Below are 10,099 nucleotides of genomic sequence, written 5' to 3'. Positions count from 1 at the left end.
CCGCGGGCGGAGCAGGTCACCTGTTCAGGGCTGCGGGAACGGGGCTTCATCGGCGACCGGAAATTGCAGGGTTTCTCGCCAAAGCATACGAAACCCTGCAATTCAAAGCGAATGAAGCCTAAGGTTGGTCGCTCAAAATCAATGCGTCGGGAGGTGTTCAGAGCGGACAACTTAACCGCACCGGCATTGCACCGGAAAAGCTTCAGATGTCATCAAGCTATGGCTTCGCCATTTGTCAAAAATGCCCGAATCATTCACAATCAACATCAAGGCCATGAATGCTGAACGAGGCAGCCTGATTAACAGGATCCAACCTTACATTTCGGCCTTTCGGCCCCTTTGGTATTAATGCGGATACCTCGTTATAACCACACTTTAGATAAAAAGAGCGGGAATTATTAGGGGAATATTTTTCCATGACATTCCCTGATTCGCTATAAAAAATCTGCGCAAGACAGTCCTGATCCACCTTTATCGAGAACTTAATGTTTACGCAACGATCAGCCGGAATAGCTGTGCGGCAAAATGTGAAAAATGGATCAACACCTGTGCTGCGGTACTCCCACCCATTCTCTCCATTGGTAATCATAGAATTTGTGTACGCCGTTCCCAGAAGCGGATGTGAAAGAGGCCGTAGACAGGCATGATGCTTCCATGCCGTGTATTTTTTCTGGTCTTTTGCTCTGGCCATAAGTGCACGTATAGCCTGTGACGGGCCAAAAGGAAAATGATACCAATCTGCAGATTTGCATCTTTCCAGAACGCTTCTTTCATTTATGTCATCTATCTGTCCAGATATATATCTTTCAGTCGAAGCGGAAATAATATGCGAGGGGCGGAAGGATTCAATTACTTCATAAGGAAAAACAGGGCCTCTTACGTAGAGAACGGTCTCGAATTCTCTAGCCAGCAAAGGAAGTAAACCCACAATGAAACTGTCACCGCAAACTAAAAGCGTTCGGCCCTCAGTGTCTTTGGGGTTAAACAGGACACGCATATGCCCTGTATTTGTTCCTGGCTTCAAAAAGTAAATATTGTCAAAATCTCGTAACCCATGAAGAGGCCGTAAAATGGTTGGTTCCTGGCTGCGCATCTCTCGACGATTAAGCATGACCGCGAGATCGCCAGCTGTAGGATGATCGACTAATGCAGGAGCATCACGAAGCGTGATATCGAGATTTTGTAGAATTACCCGCGCGGCCCGAAGATTACCGAGATCATTTGGATGTGTATCTAACCGTTTGAAGTTCTCACTCCCCCGCATCACGTCAATTGGGTATAGAGTCATTCTGCGGCTTTCGCTATTCATTCCCGTATTGAAGTAAGTCTCGAAAAGAGAGCGACACTTTCCGGCATAACTGTCTGGAAGTTTCTCCGCACAGCAAATCGGCTTTGACGGCATAACAACATTCAGGTAGCGGGCGCCAACTGTCTGTGCCTTGGCATGACGCCGAAGGGTGTTTCTCTCCATGTTTTGCACATGCTGATCATGGACCTTTTTTTTCCCGGTCAAATAGTCGAATTGCGCTGCTGCACCTCCGTGGAGAAAGAGCCAACCGTCTTTACCTCCTATCACCTCCGCACTAATTTCTCCTTCGGAGAGGGCTACTTCGGAAGGTAGGATGCTCATATCTGGCTCCTTTTAGACTTTTCTAGAAAATTTATAGATCGGCGGGCAATTGTAGATGCCGGAATGCCTCACGGGCCGCGTGCTCGAGTGTTCCACCCAGAATTTCGATCTCTATTATCCTTGGTTCTGTCGAGTTCCTAACTTCTTGACTTTTTCTCCAAGCAATATTCAACGCATTTGATACTGCTTCTGTCGTCGCATCGCAGGAGATAATGTAGGGGGTCAGCTCGGACAGATCCTTACCTTCAAACTCATTAGTCACTGTCACGATCCCGGCTGCAGCCATTTCTATTGGCAAGTGGCTGGGGTGGGGTGAATACATCAATGCCAAACCAATATCGATGCTGCCTAGGAATTCTGGGTAGTCATCCCATGGAATCTTTCCAATTGCCTTCAACTGTTTGCCAGCATTGAGATTTACCGGGGCGTGGCTCATACCAATGCTGATGAAATTGAAGTCTTCTATTTCTTCTACATTGCGATCAATAAAATCATTAAGTGCGGCGATTGCCAATGGGAACATATTTCGTTCAACCTCCGGCCGACCATAAATGGCGACCACATTTCCAGAATGTGGCTGGCGTGGTACCGTGCTATATCTGTCAATATTGATATTTGGTCTGAAAACCAAATTTGTATCTATATCTTTTAAAGATCCTATCAGCTTCATGTAGTTTGCAAGAGGCTGGCTGTTGAACAGAGGAATGAAATTCATGCCGTAGCTCTGCTTGGCAGCTGCATAATTATCGCCCCAAGCATAGAAGTTAGGTTCATAATCTTGAATCAGGTAGACAAATTTATCGAATTTGAACTGGCAGGATTTCAGTAGTTTTTCGGCGATGTGCGCCGTCCACCAAGCAGTGGCGACAAACCTGTCTTGGGGATTAAAATGGATCTCAAGACCAGAGGTTCCATCTTCTATAGAAAGTTTTTTCATTATCGCGCGATCAGAGACCCGCTTTTCGATGAAGTCGAGAGATGCCTTGTTCGACGCAATCGGCGCGTCCGTCGTGATGAAACGTACTCGCGCTCCGGCCTCAGCCATTTCGATGCCGACCTCGACAGCAGTCGCAAGTCCAGCAAACATTTCAGACGGATTAAGAGAAGGGATCAGCAGGTTGACGTGAATTGGATATTTTTCGGAGATATCGCTCTCCCATTTGGCGACACGGCGGCGGTCAACATATTTCGAAGAATCCACCGGTGTAACACTTGCTTTTTCGTCTTTCTTAGAAGCGCGAGTATATGCAGGCGTAACACCGGGTACGATCATGAAGCGCTCTTTATCTACAATAGCTTCATGATGCCCTTGAATGGCAGAAATACGACGTTTCTGAATGAGATACTGGCGCGCTGTAGCGCCGATCCAACGCAAGGCTGCTTGGTAAGCGGTAGGTCGACTTGCGGGAAAGATTCGTAGTGCGTCTAAAGCAAACTTTACGTGCCCACCACCGCTTAAAAACGGCCGTAGATCCTGCAAGCTTTGCTTATTAATCTCTGTCCCTTCGCTTGATAGTTCTTCGGCGCGCAGATAGAGCATCTTCGCCAGATAAGCTGATACATAATAGCTGTTCAGTGCATCCCGCGCCAAACCCTTCATGTTTCTTGATTTTCTAGGGCGCTTTCCCATGAGGGCCCCAACCACATTGAGATCATGCTGGCGATATCTGACCAGAGATTTTTCGATCAGAGCGACCCTACCAAGAATGGTCGCGACAAGTACCAGCCAAAGGTCGTGGTGGAAATACAGTGCGGCTTGTCGTGGAAATGGCATGGCGGCTTCAATGACTACCTTACGACAAAGAATGGTCATTCCCGTCACGTTATTGACAAAGAGCAAGGATCCAGTCTGGCTGTTTCTGATCCTTTTCTCTTTGTCAAACATGCTAGACGAAAGCTCAACGCCGTTCTTGTCGATCAGCGAAGCATCCGAATGGACCAGGAATACGCCGTCCTTCAGTGCAGATGAAAGTTCTGCAAGCTTTGTCGGTTCCCAGATGTCATCCTGATCGCTGAAAGCAACCAGGAACTCCTCACCTGGATGTGAATTCAATAGCTCTTTGCAACCCAGTTCGAAAGCTGCATAGGAGTTGAGAGGCACAGCATGCGATCTGACAATGTCATGCGCAATCCCGTACTTTTCTGCAATTTCTGTAATAATGGTAGATGATTTACCGTCGGCATCAACGGCGATCAGGCTCAGCTCGGCATGGGTTTGTTCGGCAATAGATTTGATCTGCTCATCAAGATAATCCCTGTTGGGATTGAAAACTGCCATAATTATTTTGATGTGCATGGGTTCTTTTCTTTTTCATCAACTAGCATGGGCAATCTCACGCATTTTCTATTTTCGGCATTCCAGCTGTACGCCGGAATGCCTTTAAAAAACGGGTCGTTGCCTTTGCTGTTTTGGATCTTACGTCGCATTAATTATTATTGTGGCTTGAAGGTGACGCCCGGCCGCAAACTGGCAGTTTTGTAGCCTTTAGAACTGATCCTTTGCGCAAGTTCTGAGGTTGGTTGGGGCAATTTCAACGCAGTGGCAAGTTCTTGTAAGAAAGCGCCTGGGTGCTGTTTCACAGCCTCCATATCAATAAAGATTGATGGCGTATCCTGAGATTGACACATGGTGACCATGTTAGAAAAATGACGAGTTGCGATCTCCATCAACTTTCCGGCTGAGAAGTTTTGTGGGTTTTCGTATTTCGTGATCGATCGGGCCGTAGCAACCGGGTTTCTGACGCAGAACACGAACACTGGATTGCGTAAAGTTGTGTTCAGCGATTCCACGTGCCCTGCAGCATGCGGCAACTTAAACCCCCAGCGGCGATGCGCCTCGTTCCGGCTTTTCACCAAGTATTGATAGGCTTGGAGTGATTGCAGCGGCTCTGCAGATACCTCCGCTGGCTTGATCACCTTGAGGAACTCCTGATCCTCGAAATTCTTCGCGCCCAGATAGTTTCCAAGAAAATACCCGGATTCGTAAAGAAAATAAGCCACTAGCGAGGTCATCCCCCGTGGGGAGCCACATACTACGAGCGTCTCGTCTCCAAGGCATGCCTGTAGTTTATCGTTGTTGACGACCATCAGCGTGTGCTGGAATTCGTAATTCACCCTCTGCTCCTCGTTTTGCCTTTCCGACAGCCTGAGCCACATGCCGTCAGATTTTTCTAGGTGGTTGTCGAGCTCCGGAATGCCATCAGAATCCACCCAGAGCAACGGATAGCCAGAAGCCAGCGCGTGCCTGAGGACTTTGATAATAAATGCCAGAACGTCGCAATCCTATGATCTTACCAGTCAAAGGGGCAGAGAGGGCTTCGGTAAACAGTTGCAGAACGGTAATATTTTCTGCGGTTAGATGAGATTTTGTCGCCATCAGCGCAGCACTGTTTTGCAGCGCCCAAGCGCGATGCCCCCCCCTAAGGTGACGCCCCAAGCGATCAGGGAGCGTTCGAATACCGCGATTTGCCCCGATCACATTCGCCCCATGCTGGCGGTAATGGATATGCGGTAGCTTATCTAGATGAGCTACTCCACCTGCTCCGGTGATCATTTGATAGGCCCACCAGTCATGGATAGGAACCGGCCCGACCTCACGTTCAGCGGATTGCAAAACCTGTGCAGCCTGCGGAGTCATTATCATCGTGTTTCCGCTCAGGACATTCTGAACCAAGGCATTTTTGAAGCCTAAAGGCCGCGTCGGCCATGGTGACATGCCGATCTGATTGAGGTCGGCATCACAGATACGCATCCTACAACCATAAATGGCGAGGGGCTTGGCAAGACCCATCAAGACCTCCAGCCCTCGGGCTAGATGGTCCTCGTCCCAAACGTCGTCCTGATCACTGAAGGCAAGGTACCTCCCCTGCAACTCGGCACGGCGGATCAGACTACGAAAATTCTCGGTGGCACCTTGTTCTGGCCCATCAAGCAGGGTGACCCTATTCTGGCCATTACGGTGTGAAAATTTTCCAATGATCTCTTTGGTTTTATCGGTAGAGGAATCATCCGAGATGATCAGATGCCAGTCCGTATGGCTTTGGCACGAAATGCTGTGCAATTGCTCTGCAAGAAACCTGCCCCCGTTGTGGGTTGCCATAAGGATCATGACTTCGGGCAAAGCATCACCTTTGCAGATTTATGCAGAAGCTACGACGAAAGAGCATACAAATGGCTACCTGAATGGCTATAGATTGCGGATGGTGCAATTTGCTTAGATCGGGTTCTTCTCCGCATAACTGCGGAAAAACGCCAGATAGGAACGATCCGGATCCTTCGGCTCATCCTTTCCAGCCAGCCAGCCGCGCCACTCACCTTCTACAAAATAAATATCGTATCCTGGGTGGCGCAGTCGGGCGGTTTCATAGGTAGACCCCTGCAGTGCCGGATCATACGTCTCAATCCCTATGGAGCGAGAAATGGATGGGAACTCCGCTGTTACAGGCTCAGCACGCCCTTCTGCTTTCATTCGTCGGCCAACTTTCGAGAATTGCAGCGCACGGTCGGCCGCACCGCTAGCATCCCCGTCCTTGCGCCACCAGCGCAGCTCGACATGGGTCACCGCCCGTCCGGTTTTGATCGGCAGTATCTCGACCATGTAGTCGGAAAGCGCATTGACCTCGGACACGGCAGGATCGATCGCGCGCAGCTTGAGGTTCGACCATGAGGACAGCTTGCCCTTGGGCACACCCATGATCCCGCGCAGTGCCGCAAGGGTCAGGATCTCGGAGGCCTTCCAGCGCAGATTGCCGCGCTTCTGGACCATCTCGTAAAGCGTGAGCGCATATTTCGACGAAAGAGCAAACATCACTTCGCGCTGCAACCGGGCAAACACCTGGCTGTTACGGATGATCTTGCGCAGCCGGGAAGGGATCTCGTATTCGAGCATCCCTTCGGAATTTCCGACCTCGATATTGCCGCCCAGCAACTGGACCCGCTCAACCGCCGGTTCTCCGTTCCACATCACCGAGATCTTGACGATCGCCGACATCAGCCGCTCGAGGCTTTCGCCGACACGATCATAGGAGTTGTGATTGCCACGCAGGGCCGACTTCGAAATGATATGCGTCACCGGCTTGTCGATAGCGTCCCAAGCATTTTCCAGAAGCTGGTTATAGATGCGCCGGTCGGTCAGAGTCAGCGGCGTAACCTCGATCAGATCGATCAACTCGCCGGGCTTGATAAGGCTGTCGGCATTCGGCTTTGCCTCAAGTGTCCGAATCGTCGCGTCCGTCATCATCTTTCTCGCCGAAGAAGGCTTACTTCATAACGAAACAGAAGTAAGTGTTCAACCAAGCGGCCTGCCACTCCCTCTCACCGCACCCAAAATGTAAGCCATAAGCAAGCTTCCCTTTGAGAACAGAAAAAGAAGCTTATTGCTTTCTTTGAGAAATCACACCTGTGCACAACTCTTCGGCCGCACCCATTTTGTAAGGGTTACCCCGCACCCCAAAAGTAAGTTTTGCAATCCCAAAAAGTAAGTTTTGCAATCCCAAAAAGTAAGTTTTGCAATCCCAAAAAGTAAGGCTCGATGCTGTTTTTATGAATTTTATCAAAGATATAGTATGCAATGAACTATAGAACTATAGAACTAAGAACATAGAGGCTCAAATTCATCCCCAGATTCCCTATCTGTGGATAACTCTTTCCGAGAACTCTTACAGATTGGGGGGAGATCCCCATCAAGAGAAAAAGCTGATGAAAAACTTTCGTTTCACCGCAAATTCCACAGACAGAATACGAACTTTACGACATGAAACCTGCTCGACATAATCGCATAAACGAGCAGAAAGACAGGTTGATGAATCCTGCCCTTATCCCCGTCACCCTTGAAGAACTGACAGTACTCAGCAGACGAGCCTCAACGGTTATTGAACGTTTACGCGAGCGGGTCTTTGCCCCTGGAGCACAAAAGCGACTCGAGTTGGTTTTCAATGTCAGGACTGCTGCCGAAATGGTCGGCCGAACCGAAAAAGCCATTCGGGATGCCGAAAGGGATGGTCGCCTGCCAAGCCCGCAGAAGAGCGAAACCACAGGACGAAGAAATGGCTATTCGCTGACCGACATAAACCGCATGCGCAAGCTCTTCGGGACGCTGCCGCATCGTGCACCGAATGATCAGGCCCTTGTTTTGGCTATCCAGAACTTCAAAGGCGGGGTCGGCAAATCCACCATGGTGGTTCATCTCGCCCAGTATTTCGCGCTGAAGGGCTATCGGGTTTGCGTGATCGATTGCGACTCTCAAGCCTCTTCGACTGCTGTCTTTGGACTCAATCCGGATGTCGATGTCCATGAGGAAGAAGATACTCTTTATCCCTTCCTTCAGCACGGCGGGCCCAAGAGCCTGCATTATGCGCTTCGGGCAACCTATTGGCCCGGTGTGGCCATCATTCCCGCAAATCTGGGCCTCTATGACGCCGAATATGAATTTGCCGCTCGGATGGCGCGGGATCCTACCTTTGTCCTGGACCGTCTGCGTGAGGGGGTGGAATCCATTGCGGATCAGTTTGACATCATCCTGCTCGATCCACCGCCGGCACTGGGCATGCTCTCGCTTTCGGTGTTGCGGGCCGCGAATGCATTGCTGATTCCGGCCCCGCCCAACAATATTGACTTTGCCTCGACCGCGCATTTCCTCAAGATGATGGAAGCGACGCTGAGTGAATTGGCCCGGCATGGCGGAGCGCGGGAATACAGCTTCGTCAAGATCCTGACTTCCAAGATGGATGACCAAAAATCGGCGCATCAGGCAATTAAGCGGATGATGGACGCAGTCTTCCCGCAAGATATGCTGAATGCGGTGCTGAAGGACTCGGCCGAGATCGACAATGCCGCGGCCAATCTGATGACCGTCTATGAGCTGACTGGCGCCGCCACCCGGACCGAGACCCATAAGCGCTGCCGTGCCTATCTCGATGCGATCGGGCGCGAGGTCGAGCTTCTGGCCCGTAAGACCTGGCCCAGTCATCACCCCCGTCTGCGCAAGGAAGGGCTGTTATGAGCAAGCGCCACGACGCGATCTTCGACGATGTGCTGCGCGGCATGGCCGAGCCGGTTGCGCCGGATCGTGGCGCGGCGCGCTTTCTCAAGCGGCAGAATGCCCTCGCTGAAAGCGGGCAGCGCGAGGAAAAGGTCCTGCGTTGGGTCGATCCGGCCAACTGCAGGATGTGGAGCCGCCACAACCGTGCCTACGGGCTGTTGAACGAGAATAACTGCTGCGATCTGATCGACAGCCTGAAGGCACAGGGGCAGCAGGAATTTCCCGCCATCGTGCGCCGGCTGTCCCCGGGGCAGGATTATGAATACGAGGTCATCTGCGGTGCGCGGCGCCATTTCGCGGTCTCATGGCTGCGTGCCAACAACTATCCGCAGTTTTTCTATCTCATCGAAGTGCGTGATCTGACCGATGAGGAAGCTTTCCGGCTGGCGGATATCGAGAACCGTGATCGGGTCGATTTGAGCGATTACGAGCGCGCCTGTGACTATCTGCAGGCGCTCGATCTGTATTACGGCGGCAAGCAGAAGGCGATGGCGGCACGGCTTGAAGTCTCTGAGGCCTGGCTGTCGCGCTATCTGTATCTGGCCCGCCTGCCGCAAGCCGTGGTGGATGCCTGGCCACAGATCACCGAGCTCAAGGAATTGCATGCTCGTCGGCTGCGTCCCCTTTTGGCTCAGGCTGAAGAACAGGTTCTGACTGCCGCTGCAGTCATTGCCGCAGAGCAGGACTGCGCAAGACGTGGGCAGGGGGCATTCCTTCCGGCTGCAAAGGTGCTCAGCCGCCTTCGGGCCGCTGTCGTGGGCCCAGAGCGTGCGGCTGGGGATTATGCGGGACTGACCATCCAGACCCGTGAAGGCCGAGTACGGATAGAGTTTCCCAAAGACCTCTCCGAAGGCGAGTTGCGCGCGGCTCTGGAGCGCTTTCTCGACCGGCAATTTCCCAAAGGGTAAAAATTGCCAATTGGCAATTTCCATCCCGTAGTCCTAATCCGGTCTGACAAGAGCGTTGTGATAAGCAGGACTTATCGCGTCCAAATTCTATCTGCATGATATGGCCGGGTAGACGGCAGATGCTTTGGGAAAGGCGGATTACGCGCCTTTCCCAAAGCATCACCTGGTGGCGCACTACCCATTACGGATCATACCCATCGTATGTTGCCTGCCTCGGGCTACGATCAAGATCATGGTTTCAGCAAAAGGGCTGCTTCAGAGAAGGAAAGAACAAAAAACCGCAGCAACCTCCGGCAAAAATCACGAAAATCACAAGTAAATATTTAAAATCAATGCATTACAAAAGATTTCGTATTTTTGCCATTTTTGCACTTGCGGGTTTTGGTTGTGATCCGTAAATACGCCTTCACCGAGACGGCGAGACGCTGGAACGGTTCGGATCGGGTGTCTTTGTTGAGGCGCTGATCTGGAAAATTTGAGAAGTTTGATGGCTTGCACGGCGCCGTTAGGAAATGGCGCGGT

General features: G+C 51.2%; 8 protein-coding genes. 2 read left to right on the top strand and 6 right to left on the bottom strand.

The window, feature by feature from the left end:
• Window positions 1–250 precede the first annotated feature (250 nt).
• The 5 genes from GL286_RS21590 to GL286_RS21570 all read right to left on the bottom strand — a co-directional run bounded on the left by GL286_RS21590 (window position 251) and on the right by GL286_RS21570 (window position 6,869).
• Complete coding sequence (locus tag GL286_RS21590) at window positions 251–1,630, bottom strand: alginate O-acetyltransferase AlgX-related protein (RefSeq protein ID WP_155097634.1); 1,380 nt, start codon at window positions 1,628–1,630, stop codon at window positions 251–253.
• Window positions 1,631–1,661: 31 nt separating this feature from the next.
• The gene (locus tag GL286_RS21585) at window positions 1,662–3,926 is read right to left on the bottom strand and encodes a rhamnosyltransferase WsaF family glycosyltransferase (RefSeq protein ID WP_155097633.1); all 2,265 of its coding nucleotides are present in this window, start codon (window positions 3,924–3,926) and stop codon (window positions 1,662–1,664) included.
• Window positions 3,927–4,063: 137 nt separating this feature from the next.
• The gene (locus GL286_RS21580; protein WP_155097632.1) at window positions 4,064–4,744 is read right to left on the bottom strand and encodes a sulfotransferase family protein; all 681 of its coding nucleotides are present in this window, start codon (window positions 4,742–4,744) and stop codon (window positions 4,064–4,066) included.
• Between the two features lie 85 nt (window positions 4,745–4,829).
• Entirely contained in the window at window positions 4,830–5,750 is a 921-nt protein-coding gene (locus GL286_RS21575) for a glycosyltransferase family 2 protein (protein WP_155097631.1), read from the bottom strand.
• 93 nt (window positions 5,751–5,843) lie between these two features.
• On the bottom strand, window positions 5,844–6,869 hold the full coding sequence (locus GL286_RS21570) for a replication initiation protein (RefSeq protein ID WP_246185063.1): 1,026 nt from the start codon (window positions 6,867–6,869) through the stop codon (window positions 5,844–5,846).
• 561 nt (window positions 6,870–7,430) lie between these two features.
• Here GL286_RS21570 and GL286_RS21565 point away from each other — a divergent pair.
• Window positions 7,431–8,630, top strand: a complete 1,200-nt coding sequence (locus tag GL286_RS21565; RefSeq protein WP_155097630.1) for an AAA family ATPase — start codon at window positions 7,431–7,433, stop codon at window positions 8,628–8,630.
• Window positions 8,627–9,577, top strand: coding sequence for a ParB/RepB/Spo0J family partition protein (locus tag GL286_RS21560; protein WP_155097629.1), 951 nt, complete (start codon window positions 8,627–8,629; stop codon window positions 9,575–9,577). Before GL286_RS21565 ends, GL286_RS21560 begins: the two co-directional genes overlap by 4 nt.
• Window positions 9,578–9,886: 309 nt before the next feature.
• Here the strand turns inward: GL286_RS21560 and GL286_RS22400 are convergent.
• On the bottom strand, window positions 9,887–10,099 hold a 213-nt coding region (locus GL286_RS22400; RefSeq protein WP_211596476.1), incomplete at its 5' end, for a hypothetical protein.

The organism is Paracoccus aestuariivivens (assembly GCF_009711225.1).
GTDB classification, from domain to species: Bacteria; Pseudomonadota; Alphaproteobacteria; order Rhodobacterales; family Rhodobacteraceae; genus Paracoccus; species Paracoccus aestuariivivens.
This window is presented reverse-complemented; position numbering and strand designations above follow the sequence as displayed.

What these genes read in the sequence shown, in the direction of transcription:
- GL286_RS21590 (WP_155097634.1), bottom strand. Translation starts at nt 1,630, where the DNA reads ATGAGCATCCTACCTTCCGAAGTAGCCCTCTCCGAAGGAGAAATTAGT.
- GL286_RS21585 (WP_155097633.1), bottom strand. Translation starts at nt 3,926, where the DNA reads ATGCACATCAAAATAATTATGGCAGTTTTCAATCCCAACAGGGATTAT.
- GL286_RS21570 (WP_246185063.1), bottom strand. Translation starts at nt 6,869, where the DNA reads ATGATGACGGACGCGACGATTCGGACACTTGAGGCAAAGCCGAATGCC.
- GL286_RS21565 (WP_155097630.1), top strand. Translation starts at nt 7,431, where the DNA reads ATGAATCCTGCCCTTATCCCCGTCACCCTTGAAGAACTGACAGTACTC.
- GL286_RS21560 (WP_155097629.1), top strand. Translation starts at nt 8,627, where the DNA reads ATGAGCAAGCGCCACGACGCGATCTTCGACGATGTGCTGCGCGGCATG.